We start from the raw sequence: 17296 nt of genomic DNA, 5'->3' as shown, positions 1-17296 counted from the left end.
GATGTCGACGACGACCTCCTCCCGGCGCCTCACCCGCCGGTCCACCCTCCTCCGCTCCGCGGCCGCCCTGGCCCTGACCCTCGGCCTCGCCGCGTGCGGGTCCGCCCCGTCCGGCGGCGGGGAGGCGGCGGCCGGCGAGGACACCATCACGCTCGGCTTCTCCCAGGTCGGCGCGGAGAGCGGCTGGCGCTCGGCCAACACCCAGTCGATCCAGGACTCGGCCGCCGAGGCGGGCATCGAGCTCCAGTTCTCCGACGCCCAGCAGAAGCAGGAGAACCAGATCCGCGCGATCCGGTCCTTCATCCAGCAGCGCGTCGACGTCATCGCCTTCTCCCCCGTCGTCGAGACCGGCTGGGACACGGTGCTGCAGGAGGCCAAGCGCGCGCAGATCCCGGTCGTGCTCACCGACCGCTCGGTGGACTCCGCCGACACCTCGCTCTACGCCACCTTCCTCGGCTCGGACTTCATCGAGGAGGGCCGCAAGGCCGGGCAGTGGCTGGTCGACCAGGGCGACACCGGCCCGGTGAACGTCGTCGAGCTGCAGGGCACCACCGGCGCCGCGCCGGCGATCGACCGCAAGGAGGGCTTCGCGGAGGTCATCGCGGGCGCGCCGAACATCCAGGTCGTCGCCTCGCAGACCGGTGACTTCACCCGCTCCGGCGGCCGCCAGGTCATGGAGGCGTTCCTCGTCTCCCAGCCCGACATCGACGTCGTCTACGCCCACAACGACGACATGGCCCTCGGCGCCATCGAGGCCATCGAGGCCGCCGGCCGCGTGCCCGGCCAGGACATCCGCATCATCTCCGTGGACGCGGTCAAGGACGGCATGCAGGCCCTGGCCGACGGGAAGATCAACTTCATCGTCGAGTGCAACCCGCTGCTCGGCGCACAGCTGATGGACCTCGTGGAGGCCGTCCACGCCGGCGAGCAGGTGCCGGCCCGCGTCGTCACCGAGGAGACCGTGTTCGACCAGCAGGCCGCCATCGCCGCGCTGCCGACGCGCCTGTACTGACCGCACGACCGACTCCCCCGGGGGCCGGGCCCACCGCCCGGCCCCGGGGCCGTTCCGCAGGAGGGACAGCGATGTCCGAGCAAGCAGGCCGGCCCGGCCCCGTGGTCGAGGTGCGCGGCGTCTCGGTCGTGTTCCCCGGGGTCAAGGCGCTCGACGGCGTCGACCTGACCCTGCGCCCCGGCGAGGTGCACGCCCTGATGGGCGAGAACGGCGCCGGGAAGTCGACGCTCATCAAGGCGCTCACCGGCGTCTACGGCACCGACGCCGGCACCATCACCGTCCGCGGCCGCGCGCAGGAGTTCGCCGGGCCCGCCGAGGCCCAGGCCGCCGGCATCGCGACGGTGTACCAGGAGGTCAATCTCTGCCCCAACCTCTCGGTCGGGGAGAACATGCTGCTGGGCCGCGAGCCGCGCCGGTTCGGCCGGATCGACCGCCGGGCCGTGCGCCGCCGCGCCACCGAGCTGCTCGCCCGCCTGGGCCTGGACGTCGACCCCGGCTCGCTGCTGGGCGGCCACCCGCTCGCGGTGCAGCAGCTCGTCGCCATCGCCCGCTCCGTCGACACCGACCCCGCCGTGCTCGTCCTCGACGAGCCCACCTCCAGCCTCGACGCCGACGAGGTGCGCGAGCTGTTCCGCGTGGTCCGCGAGCTGCGCGACTCCGGCGTCGCGGTCCTGTTCGTCTCGCACTTCCTCGACCAGGTCTACGAGATCGCCGACCGCGCCACGATCCTGCGGAACGGCCGCCTCGTCGGCGAGTACCGGATAGCCGAGCTGCCCCGCGTGCAGATGGTCGCGAAGATGATCGGCCGCGAGCTCGCGGTGCTCGAGGACATCGAGCAGACCGCCGCGGCGTCGACCCCTTCCGCCGCCCGCCCGGTGCTCGAGGCCACCGGCCTGGGGCGCACCGGCGCGATCGCCCCCGCCGACCTCACCGTCCGCGAGGGCGAGGTCGTCGGGCTGGCCGGGCTCCTGGGCTCCGGCCGGACCGAGCTCACCCGCCTGCTGTTCGGCGCCGACCGCGCCGACTCCGGCTCCGTCGCCGTCGACGGCGTGCCGGTCGTGCTGCGCACCCCACTCGCCGCCATCGGCGCGGGCATCGCGCTGTGCTCGGAGGACCGCAAGGGCGAGGGGATCGTCGGCGACCTGTCGGTGCGCGACAACCTGCTGCTCGCCCTGCAGGCCCGCCGAGGCTGGGCCCGCCCGGTCCCCCGCGCCACGGCCGACGAGCTGGTCGCGCGCTGGATCGGCGCGCTCGACATCCGGCCCGCGAACCCCGACGCGCTGATCCGCAACCTCTCGGGGGGCAACCAGCAGAAGGTGCTGCTCGCCCGCTGGCTGATCACCGAGCCCCGGCTGCTGCTGCTCGACGAACCCACCCGCGGCATCGACGTCGGCGCCAAGGCCCAGATCCAGAAGCTCGTGGCCGAGCTCGCCGCCGACGGGATGGCCGTGCTGTTCGTCTCCGCCGAGCTGGAGGAGGTGCTGCGGCTCTCCGACCGGGTCGCCGTGCTGCGCGACCGGCACAAGGTCGCCGAGCTGCCCCGCGACGAGGCCGACATCGACCGCGTCATGGACCTCATCGCCCGCGGAGGGACCCACCGTGCCGTCTGAGAAGCCGTCCGAGAACGCCCTCTCGCCGCTGCGCCGCGCCACCGGCTCGCCCCTGCTGTGGCCGCTGCTCGCCCTGGCCGGGCTGCTGCTCTACAACCTGCTGGTCACCCCCGCGTTCTTCGCGCTGCGCGTCCAGGACGGGCACCTGTTCGGCAGCATGGTCGACGTCCTGCGCAACGGGGCGCCCACCGCGCTCATCGCGCTGGCCATGACGCTGGTGATCGCCACCCGCGGCATCGACCTGTCCGTCGGCGCCTCGGCCGCCATCGCCGGCGCCGTGGCCTGCACCTGGATCGCGGGCTCGCCCGACCCGGCCGCGCCCGGCACCGCCGTCGTCGCGATCGCGCTGGCCGTCGGGCTGTGCCTGGTGCTCGGCGCGTTCAACGGGATGCTCGTCTCCGCGTTCGGCATCCAGCCGATCATCGCCACCCTCGTCCTCATGACGGCCGGGCGCGGGCTGGCCCAGCTGATCACCGACGGGCAGATCGTCACCGTCTCCAACCCGGTGTTCTCCGGCGTCGGCGGCGGGTTCCTGCTCGGCCTGCCGATCCCGGTGCTGCTCACCGGGGCCGCGTTCGCCGCCGTCGCCCTCCTGACGCGCCGCACCGCGCTCGGCCTGCTCGTGGAGTCCGTCGGGATCAACCCGACGGCCAGCCGCCTGGCCGGCATCCGCTCGCGCGGCATCGTCTGGGGCGTCTACGTCCTCGCCGCGGTCTGCGCGGGCGTGGCCGGGCTGATGATCAGCTCGACGGTCAACGCGGCCGACGCCAACAACGCCGGGCTCTGGATCGAGCTCGACGCCATCCTCGCCGTCGTCATCGGCGGCACGCTGCTGACCGGCGGGCGCTACTCGCTGACCGGCACGCTGGTCGGCGCGCTCGTCCTGCAGACGCTCACCACCACCGTCTACACCACCGGCATCCGCCCCGAGGTGACGCTCGTGTTCAAGGCGCTGGTGATCATCGCGGTGTGCCTGCTGCAGTCGCCGAAGCTGCGCCGCCCCTCGACCCGGCGGCGCCGAGGGGAACCCCCCGCGGCGCCGCCGGCACCAGAGCCCGTCGCCCCCGCCACGCCGACCCCTGCGAGCGCCCGATGACCACCGCACCCACCGACGCCCGCCCCGCCGCGGCCCCGCCGGCGCCGCGCCGTCGCCGACCGGCGATGCCCTCCGGGCAGACCCTGCCGGTCCTCGTCACGTTCGTGCTGTTCGTGGCCCTGTTCTCGGCCGGCTCGCTGCGCTACGAGTCGTTCTTCTCCGCCCAGGTGCTGCTCAACCTGTTCACCGACAACGCCTTCCTCGTCGTGCTGGCCGTCGGGATGACGTTCGTGATCCTCACCGGCGGCATCGACCTGTCGGTCGGCTCGGTCGTCGCGCTGTCGGGCGTGCTCGCCGCGCGGCTGCTGGCCGCGGGGTGGGCGCCGGTGCCGGTGATGGTCACCGTGCTGCTGGTCGGGCTGGCGCTGGGCACCGCGATGGGGCTGGTGATCCACCACCTCGAGCTGCAGCCGTTCGTCGTCACCCTCGCCGGGATGTTCCTGGCCCGCGGCATGTGCTTCGTGATCAGCGTCGAGTCCATCCCGATCCGCGACCCGCTGTTCACCGGCGTCGCGCAGGCCGCGATCACGCTGCCCGGCGACACGTTCGTCAGCCCGTCGGCGGTGCTCGCGCTGCTCGTCGTCGCCGTCGCGGCCTACGTCCTGCACTCCACCCGGTTCGGCCGCGGCGTGTACGCCGTCGGCGGCAACGAGCACTCGGCGATGCTGATGGGGCTGCCGGTGGCGCGCACGAAGGTCGCGGTCTACGCCATCAGCGGCACGTGCTCGGCCCTGGCCGGGCTGCTGTTCGGCTTCTACTCGCTCTCGGGCTACAGCCTGGCCGCGGTCGGCACCGAGCTCGACGCGATCGCGGCCGTGGTCATCGGCGGCACGCTGCTCTCCGGCGGGGTCGGGCTGGTGGTCGGCTCGCTGCTGGGCGTGCTGGTGCTGGGGATCATCCAGACGGTCATCTCCTTCGAGGGCACGTTGAGCTCGTGGTGGACCCGCATCGTCATCGGCGTGCTGCTGCTGGTGTTCGTCGTGCTCCAGCGCCTGCTCGTGCGCCGGCCCGCATGAGGCAGCCGCCGGTCATGGCCGACGTCGCCCGGCTCGCCGGGGTGTCGCACCAGACGGTCTCGCGGGTCGTCAACGGGCACCCGCACATCCGGCCCGCCACCCGGACCCGCGTGGAGGACGCCATCGCCGCGCTGGGCTACCGGCCCAACGGCGTCGCCCGCGCGCTGGCGGTGCGGCGCTCGGGCACGATCGGCGTCGTCAGCACCGACACCGCGCTGCACGGGCCGGCCACGGTGCAGCGCTCGGTCGAGGAGGCCGCGGCCCGCGCGGGGTACGTCGCCACGACCGTGACGATCCGCGAGGCCACCACCGACGAGCTCGGGCGGGCGCTGGACCGGCTGGTCCGGGCCACCGTCGAGGGGATCGTGCTGGTCGCGGGGTCCGACGCGGCGCTGACGCTGGCCCGCGGCGCCGACTTCCCGGTGCCGCTGGTCGTGGCCCAGGGCGACCTCACCGCCACCGGCTCGGCCGTCGGCGTCGACCAGCTCCAGGGCGCCCGGGCCGCCGCCCGGCACCTCGTCGAGCTCGGCCACACCCGGATCGCGCACGTGTCCGGCCCGCTGGGCTGGCCCGAGGCGCGCGCCCGCCGCGAGGGCTGGCTCGGCGAGCTGGCCGCCGCCGGGCTGGACGCCGGCCCGGAGATCGAGGGCGACTGGACGCCCGCGAGCGGGTACGCCGCCGGGCTCGCGCTGGCGCCCGCCGACGTCACCGCCGTGTTCGTCGCCAACGACCACATGGCCGTCGGGCTGGTGCGGGCGCTCGTCGAGGCGGGCCGGGACGTGCCGCGCAACGTCAGCGTCGTCGGGTTCGACGACATCCCCGAGGCGGCGTACCTGCTCCCCCCGCTCACGACCGTGCGCCAGGACTTCGCGACGGTGGGGCGGCGCGCCATCGAGGTGCTGCACGGCATGCTGACCGGCGTGCCCGATCCCGGACCCCGCCTGACCACGCCCGTCCTCGTCCCCCGCTCCAGCACCGCCGCGCCCTCGACCGCCGTGCGGGTGGCGTCGTGATCACGCTGCGCAGCGCCGAGCTGACCGTCGGGATCGCCCCGCACGGCGCCCGCCTCGCCCGGCTGAGCGCCCCGGACCGCGACGGCACCACGGGCGAGGTCGTGCTCGGCCTGGCCGAGGAGGACTACCCGGCCGACCGCGCCTACCTCGGCGCCACCGTCGGCCGCTACGCCAACCGCATCGCGGGCGGCCGGTTCGTCCTCGACGGCCGCGCGTACGAGGTCCCCGCCAACGAGGGCACGTCCGCGCTGCACGGCGGGCCGGTCGGGCTCGACCACGCGGCGTTCGCCGCGGGCGGGGTGCGCGAGGTGCCGGGCGGGCAGGCCGTGACGCTGCGCCACACCAGCCCCGACGGCGAGAGCGGCTTCCCCGGCACCCTCGCCGTGACCGTCACCTACACCGTGCGCGGCCCGGAGCTGCACATCACGATCGCGGCCACGACCGACCGCCCCACGGTCGTCAACCTCACCAACCACGCCTACTTCCACCTCGGCGGCGGCGGTCCGGTCGGCGGCCACGAGGTGCGGCTGCACGCCGACCGCTACCTGCCCGTCGACGACGCGCTGATCCCGACCGGCGAGCTCGCGCCGGTCGAGGGCACCCCGTTCGACCTGCGTGTCCCCACCGCCGTCGACGCCGGGCTGGCCGCCGGGCACCCGCAGCTCGACGTGGCGGGCGGCTACGACCACACGTTCGTCGTCGACGACTCGGGGCCCCGCGCGGGCGAGCTGCGCGCCGCCGCGCACGTCCGCGAGCCGGTGAGCGGCCGCACGCTGACGGTGCTCACCGACCAGCCGGGCGTGCAGTTCTACTCGGGCAACATGCTCGACGGCTCGGTCGTCCTGCACGACGGGCGCCGCGCCGGGCGCCGGGAGGCGTTCTGCCTGGAGCCCCAGCACTTCCCGGACTCGCCGAACCGCCCGGAGTTCCCGTCGACGGTGCTGCGCCCCGGGGAGGAGCACCGGACCCGGATCCTGCTGCGGCTGGGGACCGACTGACGTCTCCCGGGCCGGGGGTTTCGCCGGTCCCGGGCCCGGGCACGCCCGACGCGGGTGCGGTCCTCCTCCGCACCGGGACGGAGCGGACGTGCGGATCGTCATCACCGGAGCGAGCGGCAACGTCGGGACGGCGCTGCTGCGCCGCCTCCTCGCCGACCCCGAGGAGCACGAGCTGGTCGGGGTCTGCCGCCGCCCGCCCGCGATCGGCGCCCCCTACGACAGCGCGGCCTGGACCTCGCTGGACCTCGCCGCGCCGGGCGTCGAGCTGCCGCTGCGGACGGTGTTCACCGGCGCCGACGCCGTCGTGCACCTGGCGTGGGGGTTCCAGCCCGCCCGCGACGTCGGCTACCTGCGCCGGCTGGGCGTCGGCGGCACCGCGGCCGTGCTCGCCGCCGCCCGCGACGCCGGCGTGCCGCACGTCGTCCACATGTCCTCGGTGGGGGCCTACTCCCCCTGGCACGGCGACCCGCTCGGCGCGGGCGTCACCGAGGAGTGGCCGACGCACGGCATCTCCTCGCTCGCCTACAGCGTGCACAAGGCCGAGGCCGAGCGCCTGATCGACGAGCACGAGCGCAGCCACCCCGAGGGGCCGACCGTCGCGCGGATGCGGCCCGGGCTCGTCGTGCAGCGCGACGCGGGCAGCGCCCTGCTCCGCTACGGGATGCCCGCCTACGTCCCCGCGGCCGTGCTGCGGCACCTGCCGCTGCTGCCGGTGGACCGCGAGCTCGTCGTGCCGATCGTGCACACCGACGACCTGGCCGACGCCGTCGCGCGGGTGGTGCGCGAGCGCACGGGCGGCGCGTTCAACGTGGCCGCCGACCCGCCCGTCACCCGCGACCTCATCGCCGAGGTGCTCGGGGCGCGGCCGCTGCACGTGCCCCGGCCGGTGCTGCGGGCCGCCGCCACGCTGGCCTGGCAGCTGCGGCTGCTGCCGCTGGACCCGGGCTGGCTCGACCTGGCGTTCGCGGTGCCGCTGCTCGCGACCGGGAAGATCCGCCGCGAGCTGGGCTGGGAGCCGTCGGTCGACGCGCGGACGGCGCTGGCCGAGGTCGTCGACGGGATGGCGGCGGCCGCGGCGACCACGAGCCCGGTGCTGCGGCCCCGGTCGGTGCCGGGCGAGCTGGCCGCGCTGGTGCGGCGGGGGCCGATCGGGCGGCGGCCCCTGCCGTAGTCGGTCAGCCCTCCAACAGCGCCGCGTAGAGCGTCAGCCCGGGGCCGAAGGCCAGCACCACGGCCGGGCGCCCCGGGCCCGGCCGGCCCTGGGCCCGCAGCTCGTCGAGGACGAGCAGCACCGTGGCCGACGAGCAGTTGCCGCGCGTGTCGAGCACCCGGCGGGAGGCGTCGAGCGCGTCGGCGGGCAGGGCGAGCTGCTCGACGACGGTGTCGAGGATCCGCGGCCCGCCCGGGTGCACCGCCCAGCCGTCCACGTCGGGCACCTCCAGCCCGTGCCGGGCCAGCAGCTCGGTGACCATCGGGGCCACGTGCTTCGCCAGCACGGCCGGGACCTGCGGCGACAGGCCCATCCGGAAGCCGTGGTCGGTGACGTCCCACGTCATGTGGTCGAGCGTGCCCGGATCGGTCAGGGCGGCGACGTCGACGACGCGCGGGCCCCGCCCGGCGCCCGGCGCCACCACGACGGCCGCGGCCGCGTCGCCGAACAGCGCGTGCGAGACGACCTGGCCCATGTCGCCGGTCGGCGGCTGCACGTGCAGCGACGTCAGCTCCAGGCACAGGAGCACCGCGGGCCGCCCGCGCGCCTCCACGTAGTCGGTGACGGTGCCGAGCCCGGGCACCGCGGCGTAGCAGCCCATGTGCCCGACGACGAGCCGCCGCACGTCCGCGGCCATGCCCAGCGCGGCGGCCACGCGGATGTCGGTGCCCGGCGTGGCGTAGCCGGTGCAGGAGGCCACCACGAACAGCCCGACCTCGTCGGCCGCGATCCCGGCGTCGGCGAGCGCGGCGGCCACGGCCTCGGTGCCCAGCGGCAGCGACTCGTGGGCGTAGCGCCGCATCCGCTCGCCCGTCGACCAGGCGGAGACGTCCTCGGTCAGCGGGTCGACCACCAGGTGGCGCCGCGAGACGCCGGCGCCGCGGAACACCCGCTCCAGCGCCCGGCCCCCGCCGGAGTGCCGCGCGAAGAAGCCGTCCCAGACCTCGCCCTGCCCGACCCCGTCCCCGGGCAGCGCGGCGCCGCTGCCGGCCAGGTGCGCCCCGGTCACCGGCGCCGCCCGACGGCCTGGAACAGCACGGCGGTGGTCGGCACCGGCACCATCCGCACCGCCGGACGGCGTCCGGCCAGGAAGGCGACGAGGTCGGTGACGCGCGGGCGCAGCCCCCGCAGCTCCAGCGCGACGCCGTGGCGCGCGCACTCGCGCACCAGCGCGGCGCGGTCGACGAACAGGGCCGGGTCGTGGATGCCCGGTGGCGGGCCGCCCGGCACCCGCTCGGCGAGCGTGACGGCCACGACGCGGGCCAGGCGGGTCGCCGCGATGGTGTCGACGACGAGCAGCCCGCCCGGGCGCAGCAGCCGGCACGCGTGCGCGAGGACCGCCGGCAGGTCGGTCACGTGCTCGAGGATCTCCCCCGCCGCGACGACGTCGGCGCACCCGTCGGCCAGCGGCACGGCCGCGACGTCCCCGCGGACGGGCGCGACGCCGTGCCCGGCCGCCTGGGCCAGCGCGGACGCGGTGAGGTCGAGGCCGACGTGCCGGTAGCCCTTGCCGGCGAGGTGGGGCGCGAGCAGGCCGGCGCCGCAGCCGAGGTCGACGAGCACGGCGCCGGGGCGGTCGGCGGGCGGGACCAGCGCGGCGCGCGCGGCGGCGAGCCAGTGCAGCATCGCGAACTCGCCGGACGGGTCCCACCAGCGGTCGGCGAGGTCGTCGTACTGGCGGGGGTCGTTCGGCGGGCGCGCGGGGCGGGGTCCGGCGACGGCCGTACGGGAGGTCGGCACGTGCCGAGGCTGCCATGCTGGGCGGCATGCGGCCCGTCGTGAGCGGGGCTCTGGCCCTCGCCCGCTCCTGTCACCCGGAGCCGACGGTGGCGGTGACGCTGCTGGTCACCGCGCTGGCGATCACCACGGGCCGGGATCTCAGCGGTGTGCTGATCGTCACCGCCGCCGTGCTGACGGGCCAGCTGTCGATCGGCTGGCTCAACGACCACCTCGACGCCGCCCGCGACCGCGCCGTCGGCCGCACCGACAAGCCGGTCGTCAGCGGGGCGGTGTCGGAGCGGACGGTCGGCGTCGCGGCGGCCGTCGCGGCGGTGGCGTGCGTGCCGCTGTCGCTGGCGTCGGGGTGGCTCGCGGGGTCGCTGCACCTCGTGGCCGTCGGGGCCGGGCTGGTCTACGACCTCGGGGTGAAGTCGACGCGCTGGTCGGTGTTGCCCTACGTCGTGTGCTTCGGGCTGCTGCCGGTGTTCGTGGTGCTCGGCGCGCCCGGCTCCCCCGCGCCGCCGTGGTGGCTGCCGGTCGGCGGGGCGCTGCTCGGGGCGGGCGCGCACTTCGCGAACGTCCTGCCCGACCTCGACGACGACCTGGTCACCGGCGTCCGCGGGCTGCCGCACCGGCTCGGGGCCGGCGGGAGCCGCCTGGCGGCGGCCGGGCTGCTGCTCACGGCGTCGGTCGTCCTCGTGGCGGGGGTGCTCTCCGCGGGCGCCGCGGTGCCCGTGCCGCTCGCGCTCGCCGCGCCGGTGGTGGCGGCCGGGGTGCTCGCCGCCGGGTTCGCGGCGGGGCGCCGGCCGGGTTCGCGGGCGCCGTTCCGGGCCGTGATGGTGGTGGCGCTGATCGACGTGGCGCTGCTCGTGGCGGCCGGTCCGGTGCTGGTCGGGCCGTGACTCACCGCAGCAGCCGCAGGTAGTCGGCCGCGATCGACGCCAGCACGCGCGGCGACGCCGTGCCGCGCTCCAGCCCGACCTCGACGATGGCGTCGAAGACGCGGCGGTCGCGCCCCGCGGCGACCACCGCGGCGTCGACGAAGCGGGCGTGCGGCACGGCGCGGGCCAGCGCGCCGACGTGGCGGTGGTGGCGCCCGAGACTGCGCCGCAGCGCCGCCCGGAGCGCGGCGCCGGCCCCCGCGCCGAGCAGGGCGGCCCGTGCGGCCAGCGCGCCGGACGCGACGCCGTAGAAGATCCCCTCGCCGGTGACCGGGTTGACCAGCGCGGCCGCGTCGCCGACCAGCAGCACCCGCCCGTCGGGCTGGAACCGCGGACCGGTGGAGAGCGGCAGGTGGTGTCCTCGCACCGTCGCGGGGTCGAGGTCGAGGCCGGGCAGCTCGGCGTCGAGCCGGTCCAGCAGCTCGCGCTTGCTCGCGCGCGGGGCGCCGAACACGCCGTAGCCGACGTTCGCGCGGCCGCCGGGCAGCGGGAAGGACCAGGCGTAGGCGGGCGGGGCGGCGCGGGCGAACGCGATCACCAGGGCGTCGGGGTCGCCGTTCGTGCGCGCGTAGCCGCGGACGGCCATCGCGGTGGCCCCGTCGGGCGCGGGCGGGGCGCCGAGCGCGCGGCGGACGACCGAGTGCGCGCCGTCGGCCCCGACGACGACGCGGGCGTGCACCTCGCCGTCGAGGACGACCCGGTCGGGGCGCACCTCCACGCGGCGCACGCGGTGGCGGCGCAGCACCGCGCCCCGGGCGACGGCGGCGTCGACGAGCGCGGCGTCGAACACCTCCCGCGGCACGACCCGGCTCGGGCGCGCGCAGTCGGCGACGACCGAGCGCCCGCCCGGCGAGTGCACGCGCAGGCCCGACACCGGCGGGCCCAGGGCGTCGAGGCCGGGTGCGCCGAGCGCGTCGAGCAGGTCGAACACGGGGGCGGCGATGCCGTCGCCGCAGACCTTGTCGCGGGGGAACGCGGCGGCGTCGAGCAGCAGGACCCGGGCGCCCGGGCACAGCTGCAGGACGCGGAGCGCGGTCGCGGCCCCGGCCGGGCCCGCGCCGACGACCGCGACGTCGGCGACCTCGTCCATGCGTTCCTCCGGTGTCGTCCGACGTCCTCCCGGGTCATCATCGACGGGAGCCGCCGCCCGCGCCGGGCGACGAACGGGGAGGGTCGTGCCGCACGTCGTCGTCGTCGGGGCCGGGCCGACCGGCGTCGTCGTGGCGGGGCTGCTCGCCCGCCTCGGCGTCACCAGCACCGTCGTGGACCGCCACGCCCAGCCGTACCCGCGCCCGCGGGCGGTGCACCTCGACGGCGAGGCCGTGCGCGTGCTGCAGCGGTTCGGGGTGGCCGACGGGTTCGCCGCGATCAGCCGTCCCGCGTCCGGGCTGCGGCTGCTCGACGCCCGGCTGCGGCCGTTCGCGGAGTTCCGCCGCTCGTCGGCCGCGGGCCACCACGGCCACCCCGACGCGTCGCTGTTCGACCAGCCCGACCTCGAGGCGCTGCTGCGGGCGGCGCTCCCGGCGGGCGCGGTGCTGCGCGGGGGCACCGAGGTCACGGGCGTACCGGAGGCGGGCTCCGTCGACCTGCGCGACCTCGCCACCGGCCGGACCGAGCGGCTGCGCGCCGACGCCGTCCTGGGCTGCGACGGCGCCGACAGCACCGTCCGCCCCGCGATCGACGCCGGGCTGCGCGACCTGCGCTTCGACCAGCGCTGGCTGGTCGTCGACGTGCGCAGCCGCACGCCGCTGCCGGGCTGGGGCGGCGTCGACCAGGTCTGCGACCCCCGCCGGGCCGCCACCGCCATGCACCTCACCGGCGAGCGCTACCGGCTGGAGTTCCGGATGCGGCCCGGCGAGACGCGCGACGGCCTCGTCGCCCGGCTCGGCGAGCTGACCGCGCCCTGGCTCGGGCACCTGCCCCGCGACGACTGGGAGGTGCTGCGCAGCGCCGCGTACACGTTCCGGGCGCGCACGGCCGACCGCTGGCGGCGCGGGCGGGTGCTGCTGCTCGGCGACGCCGCGCACCTGATGCCGCCGTTCATCGGGCAGGGCCTGGGCTGCGGCCTCGGCGACGCCCACAACCTCGCGTGGAAGCTCGCCGCGGTGCTGCACGGGCGCGCCGGGGACGACCTGCTCGACACCTACCAGGCCGAGCGGCAGCGCCACGTCGTCGCGGTGACGCGGGCGGCGGTGCGGGTCGGCACCGCCATGACCGGCGGGCGCGGTGTGGCGGCGGCCGTCCGGCGTCCCGTCGCCGCGGCGCTGCTGCGGGTGCCCGGCGCGCAGGCCCGCGCGCTGGCCGGCATCACCACGCGGTACCCGCCCAGCGCGTGGGCCGACCGGCGATCTCGCCGCAGCCCGCTGCCCGGGACGGTGTGCCCGCAGCCCGTCGTCGAGGCCGGCGGGCGCCGCGTGCTGCTCGACGAGGTGCTGGGCGACGGCTTCGCGCTGGTGTCGGCCGGGCCCGTCGACGCCGGGCTGCGCCGCCGGGCCGACGCGCTGGACGCCGTGGAGGTCCGCGTCGACGCGCTCGCCGGCTGGCTGCGCGCCGGCCGGGCGTCGGCGGCGCTGCTGCGGCCCGACCGCGTGGTGCTCGGCGTCACCCCGGCCTGACCCGTTCCCGCCCGGCGCACCGGCGCCGCCTCCGCGACCATGGCGCGGTGGCCGAGCACCCCGACGACCTGCGTCCCGGCGTCCTGTTCGACGTCGACGGCACGCTGCTGGACACCAACTACCTGCACGTCCTCGCGTGGTGGCAGGCCTTCCGCGACACCGGGCACCCCGACGTGACCATGGCCGCGGTGCACCGGGCCATCGGCATCCCCAGCGCGGCGCTGGTGCAGCACCTGCTCGGCACCGACGACGAGGACGCCGTCGACGCCCACAGCGCGCGCTACGAGCCGTTGCGCGACCAGGTCGTCGCGTTCCCGGGGGCCGGGGACCTGCTGCGGGCGTGCGCCGACCGCGGCGCGGCCGTCGTGCTCGCCACCAGCGGCGCGGCGGGCGACCTCGACTGGATGCTGCCCGCGATCGGCGAGCGCGACGCGGTGGAGGGCGCCACCACCTCGGCCGACGTCGACGAGGGCAAGCCCGCGCCGGACCTGCTGGCCACGGCCGTGCGCGACCACCGGCTCGACCCCGCCCGGTGCGTGGTCGTCGGCGACACCGTGTGGGACGTGGAGTCCGCGCGGCGCGCCGACCTGCCGTGCGTCGGGCTGACCTGCGGCGGGATCGGCGAGGCGGAGCTGCGCGACGCCGGGGCGGTGGCGGTGTACGCCGACCCGGCCGACCTGCTGGCGCGGCTCGACGACTCCCCGCTGGCCGGTCTCTGACTCAGTCCGGGGCGGGCGTGTCGTCCTGGGCCGCGCGGTCCACGCCGGGGCGCTCCTCGGCGGTGGTGCCGACGACGTCGGCGCCGCCGTCGTCGCGCAGGTTCTCCAGCACGGCGCGCTCCTCGGGGTCCAGCGGGCCGCCGACGACCCCCGGCTCCCCCACGTCGTTGCCGGTGGCCATGCCCGTCTCGGGTGCGTTCGGATCCGTCATGCGGCCCGCGTACCCGGCGGAGGGGGCGTGAACCCGCACGGCCCGGGTACGCGAGCGGCTGTGGATGTCGTGGTCGTCGGACAGCTCGCACGGGACCTGCTGCTGCGCGTGGACGAGGTGCCGCCGCAGGGCTCGGCGACCGACGTCCGCGAGCGGAAGGAGACCCTCGGCGGGAAGGGCGCGAACTGCGCGGTGGGCCTGGCGCAGCTCGGCGTGCCGGTCGGGCTGGTCGCCGTCGCGGGGTCCGACAGCACGGGCGACCGACTGCTCGCGCGGGCCGAGGCCGACGGCGTCGACGTCGAGCACGTGGTGCGCCGCGCCGGCACCCCCACCGGCCTGATCGTCGAGATCCTCGACCCCGCCCACGGCTGGCGCTACCTGCAGCACCTCCCCGGCCCGACGCTGCTCACGGCCGACGACGTCGCCGGGGCCGCCGCGGACCTGCGCGCCGCGCGGGCGGTCGTCCTGCAGGCCCAGCAGCCCGCGGACGCGCTGACCGCCTGCGCCCGCCACGCCCGCGACGGCTCCGCGCTCGTCGTGCTCGACGGCGCCCCCGACCCCGCCGCGCGCACCGAGCTGCTGAAATCCGCCGACGTGGTGCGCGCCGACCCCGCCGAGACCGACGAGCTCGTCGACGGCGAGCTGGGCCGGCTGTGCGTCGAGGACGTCGACGCGATGACCGCGGCGGCCCGCCACCTCCTCGCCCACGGCCCCCGGGTCGTCGTCGTGGGGGTGGAGGGCGCGGGCAACGTGGCGGTGTGGGAGGACGGGGAGCTGTTCGTGTCGTTCGGGGACGTCGAGGTCGTCGACACCACCGGCGGCGGCGACTCCCTCACCGCCGGCCTCACCGCCGCACTCCTCGCCGGCGCCGACCCCGCCACGGCCCTGCGGCGGGCGGTGGAGGCCGCGGGGAGCACGGTGGGACGTGCCGGGGGGCGGCCGGCGCTCGACGGCTGACGTCGCACAGTCAGTGACGACCTCGCACGGGGTCGGGGGTGTGTGAGGTGCGTGGTCGGTGTGCGGGGTGCGGCTGCGTGTGCGAGGTGGCGTAGGCAGAGCGCTCAGTGTGCGAGGTTCGGCGGGGCGATGACCCTGAGGCGCGCCCACCGGCGATCAAGGGCTGATGGCGCGGCGCGGCGCGCGGCGTCGCGGGGCGCGGGCGTCGCGGGGCGCGGGCGTCGCGGGGCGCGGGCGTCGCGGGGCGCGGTTGCGACGCGGCGGCGGCGCCACCGGCATCGTGCGCTCGCCCGAGCACCCTCGCCCCACCTCGCACACCGGATGTCGACCTCGCACACGGTCGACGGTGTGCGAGGTGCCCACCCGGTGTGCGAGGTCGCCGGGCGAACCCGTTCGGGCAGTCGTGCAACACATCGGCCTCCGTTCGCGACAGTGAATCGTCCGGGTCGTTCACTGTGAGGTGTCGTGGGTCTGCGTGCGGTAGTGATGGGGGCCCTCGGGGTCCTGCTCCTCGTCGGCGGGTGCGGGGGTGCGGAGGGTCGGGAGGCCGAACGCGCCGCGCTCGGCTCGGTGCCGGCGGCGGAGGAGGCCGAGGTCCGGCCGGCGGCCGCCCCGGCCTCCGACGTCGTCCGGGTCGTGACCGTCCTCGACGGCGACACGTTCACCGTCTCCGACGGCCGCACCGTGCGGGTCCTCGGCATCGACTCGTGCGAGCTCGACACCGGTGCCGGCCGCGAGGCCCGCGCCAACGCGCAGGCGCTGCTGCCGGTGGGGCGGTCGGTGACGCTGCGCGCCGAGCCCGGCGTCGACCGCGACCCCTACTCGCGCCACCTGCGCTACGTCACGACACCCGCGGGCTCCGACCTCGGCACCGCGATGATCGGCGAGCCGCACACCGGCGTGTACGAGGGCGGGGACGCCGCTCCGGCCTACGTCGCCGGCCTGCGCCGCGCCGACGACGGCCCGCGCGTCTGCGACACCCCGACCGCGGCGCCGACCACGACCCCGGCCCCCGCCACGACGGCGCCCCGGACAGCCGCTCCTCGAACGGCCGCCCCCGCGACCACCCGCCCCGCGCCCGCCCCGCAGCCGCTCGCCCAGCCCGCGCCGCGGCCGGCGCCGGCCCCCGAGCCGGAACCCGAGCCCGAGCCCGAGCCGCAGCGGGAGAGCTCCGGCTGCCACCCGAGCTACACGCCCTGCGTCCCGGACGGCCCCGACCTCGACTGCCCGCAGATCGGGTTCGCGGTCACCGTGACCGGCCCCGATGAGTTCCGCCTCGACGGCTCCGACAACGACGGCAAGGGCTGCGAGAGCTACGGCTGAGAAATCAGTGGGACCGGCTGTGTAACCCTGGGGCCCCCACGGGCGTCTTCTCCGGTGAGAGCAACACCCACCGAGCCCCCGAGGTGCCCATCATGTCCGAGTCCTTCGTCCCCGAGCCCTACTCCGCCGAGTTCGTCGACACCGACGGCGACGGCTACCAGGAGACCACCCTGCTCGACAGCGACGGCGACGCCGTGGTCGACACCGCGCTCGTCGACGTCGACGGCGACGGCACCGACGACTTGGCTGCGTTCGACAACCGCGCCGACGGCGAGTTCGTGCCCGACGTCGTCGCGGTGGACCTGGACGGCGACGGCTACGCCGACCACGTCGCCGACGACACCGACTTCGACGGCGTCTTCGACTCGTTCACCCAGCCCGAGGGCGTCGGTCTCGCCGAGGCCAACCCCTACGGCGGCGGCGGTCACGACGCGGAGCCGTACGGCGCCGACGTCGTCGCCGACAGCACGACGAGCGGCGGCGGCACCGAGGAGGGCACGGTCATCGCCGGCGAGGGCGGCGACGCGCTGTACGTCGACCCGGACGGCTCGGTCACGTTCTCCGGCTCCGACGTCGCGGGCACCGACTACTCCTACGGCAGCTGACGCACGCACTCCCGCCGAACCGCGTTCCGCGGAACGCGGTTCGGCCCGGCTCCGCTCCACGACCACCGCCACCAGGCCGGGCCCGGCCCGGCCCGGCCCGGCCCGGCAGAGCGTTCCGCGGAACGCGGTCCACCACCCGTTCCGCCCGACGCCCGGTCCCCGGAACGGGACACGATCGCGTTCCGCGGAACGCGAACACCCGATCGCGTCCCGCCCCGATCCCGGAGCGGGACGCGATCGCGTTCCGCGGA

At 76.9% G+C, this 17296-nt stretch carries 17 protein-coding genes; 13 read left to right on the top strand and 4 right to left on the bottom strand.

The genetic code is table 11. The features are described from left to right. Position 1: 1 nt before the first annotated feature. The 7 genes from HOP40_RS22410 to HOP40_RS22380 all read left to right on the top strand — a co-directional run bounded on the left by HOP40_RS22410 (position 2) and on the right by HOP40_RS22380 (position 7916). Positions 2-1012, top strand: coding sequence for an ABC transporter substrate-binding protein (locus tag HOP40_RS22410; protein WP_172161674.1), 1011 nt, complete (start codon positions 2-4; stop codon positions 1010-1012). Between the two features lie 71 nt (positions 1013-1083). Further along, the gene (locus HOP40_RS22405) at positions 1084-2622 is read left to right on the top strand and encodes a sugar ABC transporter ATP-binding protein (RefSeq protein ID WP_172161672.1); all 1539 of its coding nucleotides are present in this window, start codon (positions 1084-1086) and stop codon (positions 2620-2622) included. A gap of 28 nt (positions 2623-2650) precedes the next feature. Next, positions 2651-3718 (top strand): ABC transporter permease, encoded by a 1068-nt coding sequence (locus HOP40_RS22400; RefSeq protein ID WP_172168843.1) that lies wholly within the window; start codon positions 2651-2653, stop codon positions 3716-3718. Between the two features lie 65 nt (positions 3719-3783). Then, positions 3784-4734, top strand: a complete 951-nt coding sequence (gene yjfF / locus HOP40_RS22395; protein ID WP_240157817.1) for a galactofuranose ABC transporter, permease protein YjfF — start codon at positions 3784-3786, stop codon at positions 4732-4734. After that, positions 4731-5747 (top strand): LacI family DNA-binding transcriptional regulator, encoded by a 1017-nt coding sequence (locus HOP40_RS22390; RefSeq protein WP_205346872.1) that lies wholly within the window; start codon positions 4731-4733, stop codon positions 5745-5747. Before yjfF ends, HOP40_RS22390 begins: the two co-directional genes overlap by 4 nt. After that, complete coding sequence (locus HOP40_RS22385) at positions 5744-6745, top strand: aldose epimerase family protein (RefSeq protein ID WP_172161668.1); 1002 nt, start codon at positions 5744-5746, stop codon at positions 6743-6745. The genes HOP40_RS22390 and HOP40_RS22385 overlap by 4 nt, the downstream gene beginning before the upstream one ends. A gap of 88 nt (positions 6746-6833) precedes the next feature. Further along, a complete protein-coding gene (locus tag HOP40_RS22380) occupies positions 6834-7916 on the top strand; it encodes an NAD-dependent epimerase/dehydratase family protein (RefSeq protein ID WP_172161666.1) in 1083 nt (360 codons plus the stop codon). A gap of 4 nt (positions 7917-7920) precedes the next feature. Here HOP40_RS22380 and HOP40_RS22375 read toward each other — a convergent pair whose 3' ends face one another. Next, positions 7921-8964 carry a type III polyketide synthase gene (locus HOP40_RS22375; RefSeq protein ID WP_172161664.1) on the bottom strand — a complete coding sequence of 348 codons (1044 nt, stop codon included), beginning with the start codon at positions 8962-8964 and terminating at the stop codon, positions 7921-7923. Further along, positions 8961-9695 carry a methyltransferase domain-containing protein gene (locus HOP40_RS22370; RefSeq protein WP_240157209.1) on the bottom strand — a complete coding sequence of 245 codons (735 nt, stop codon included), beginning with the start codon at positions 9693-9695 and terminating at the stop codon, positions 8961-8963. The genes HOP40_RS22375 and HOP40_RS22370 overlap by 4 nt, the downstream gene beginning before the upstream one ends. A 26-nt stretch (positions 9696-9721) precedes the next feature. Here HOP40_RS22370 and HOP40_RS22365 point away from each other — a divergent pair, with 26 nt between their 5' ends. Next, the gene (locus tag HOP40_RS22365) at positions 9722-10576 is read left to right on the top strand and encodes a UbiA family prenyltransferase (protein WP_172161663.1); all 855 of its coding nucleotides are present in this window, start codon (positions 9722-9724) and stop codon (positions 10574-10576) included. 1 nt (position 10577) lies between these two features. On the opposite strand, the gene HOP40_RS22360 is transcribed toward HOP40_RS22365, so the two are convergent. After that, entirely contained in the window at positions 10578-11705 is a 1128-nt protein-coding gene (locus HOP40_RS22360) for a geranylgeranyl reductase family protein (protein ID WP_205346871.1), read from the bottom strand. Between the two features lie 85 nt (positions 11706-11790). Between HOP40_RS22360 and HOP40_RS22355 the strand changes: the two genes are divergently transcribed. Together HOP40_RS22355 and HOP40_RS22350 are read left to right on the top strand one after the other, a co-directional pair. Continuing rightward, a complete protein-coding gene (locus tag HOP40_RS22355) occupies positions 11791-13230 on the top strand; it encodes a bifunctional 3-(3-hydroxy-phenyl)propionate/3-hydroxycinnamic acid hydroxylase (protein ID WP_172161661.1) in 1440 nt (479 codons plus the stop codon). A 47-nt stretch (positions 13231-13277) separates the two neighbouring features. Next, positions 13278-13949, top strand: a complete 672-nt coding sequence (locus HOP40_RS22350; protein WP_205346869.1) for an HAD family hydrolase — start codon at positions 13278-13280, stop codon at positions 13947-13949. Between the two features lies 1 nt (position 13950). Here the strand turns inward: HOP40_RS22350 and HOP40_RS22345 are convergent, their stop codons facing one another. Continuing rightward, positions 13951-14160, bottom strand: a complete 210-nt coding sequence (locus HOP40_RS22345) for a hypothetical protein (RefSeq protein ID WP_172161659.1) — start codon at positions 14158-14160, stop codon at positions 13951-13953. Positions 14161-14220: 60 nt separating this feature from the next. Between HOP40_RS22345 and HOP40_RS22340 the strand changes: the two genes are divergently transcribed. From HOP40_RS22340 to HOP40_RS22330, 3 genes are all read left to right on the top strand, one after another. Then, entirely contained in the window at positions 14221-15117 is an 897-nt protein-coding gene (locus tag HOP40_RS22340; RefSeq protein WP_172161657.1) for a PfkB family carbohydrate kinase, read from the top strand. Positions 15118-15582: 465 nt separating this feature from the next. Next, positions 15583-16440, top strand: a complete 858-nt coding sequence (locus HOP40_RS22335) for a thermonuclease family protein (protein WP_172161655.1) — start codon at positions 15583-15585, stop codon at positions 16438-16440. Between the two features lie 92 nt (positions 16441-16532). Beyond that, positions 16533-17045, top strand: a complete 513-nt coding sequence (locus HOP40_RS22330) for a hypothetical protein (RefSeq protein ID WP_172161653.1) — start codon at positions 16533-16535, stop codon at positions 17043-17045. The last annotated feature ends 251 nt before the right edge of the window (positions 17046-17296 follow it).

It is taken from the genome of Pseudonocardia broussonetiae, from assembly GCF_013155125.1.
Lineage (GTDB): Bacteria > Actinomycetota > Actinomycetes > Mycobacteriales > Pseudonocardiaceae > Pseudonocardia > Pseudonocardia broussonetiae.
This window is presented reverse-complemented; position numbering and strand designations above follow the sequence as displayed.